This window comes from Kluyvera sp. EC_51, from assembly GCF_019584505.1.
GTDB classification, from domain to species: domain Bacteria; phylum Pseudomonadota; class Gammaproteobacteria; order Enterobacterales; family Enterobacteriaceae; genus Kluyvera; species Kluyvera sichuanensis.
In genome coordinates, this window is the sequence record NZ_VDAG01000003.1 from 6,574 (window position 1) to 6,986 (window position 413).

Annotated in this window: 1 protein-coding gene; it reads left to right on the top strand. The window is 49.4% G+C overall.

Features of this window, described 5'->3' with window-relative positions; genetic code table 11:
• A partial coding sequence (locus tag FHC49_RS24270; RefSeq protein WP_255581026.1) for a transposase occupies positions 1–361 on the top strand: 361 nt, incomplete at its 5' end.
• Positions 362–413 lie beyond the last annotated feature (52 nt).

The window sequence follows — 413 nt, forward strand, 5'->3', positions numbered from 1 at the left end:
CGAAGGCCGGTGCCCGTCTGACGTTGAACACCGACAGATTAAGTACCGGAACAACGTGATTGAATGCGATCATGGCAAACTGAAACGGATAATCGGCGCCACGCTGGGATTTAAATCCATGAAGACGGCTTACGCCACCATCAAAGGTATTGAGGTGATGCGTGCACTACGCAAAGGCCAGGCCTCAGCATTTTATTATGGTGATCCCCTGGGCGAAAGATTTAAATCCATGAAGACGGCTTACGCCACCATCAAAGGTATTGAGGTGATGCGTGCACTACGCAAAGGCCAGGCCTCAGCATTTTATTATGGTGATCCCCTGGGCGAAATGCGCCTGGTAAGCAGAGTTTTTGAAATGTAAGGCCTTTGAATAAGACAAAAGGCTGCCTCATCGCTAACTTTGCAACAGTGCC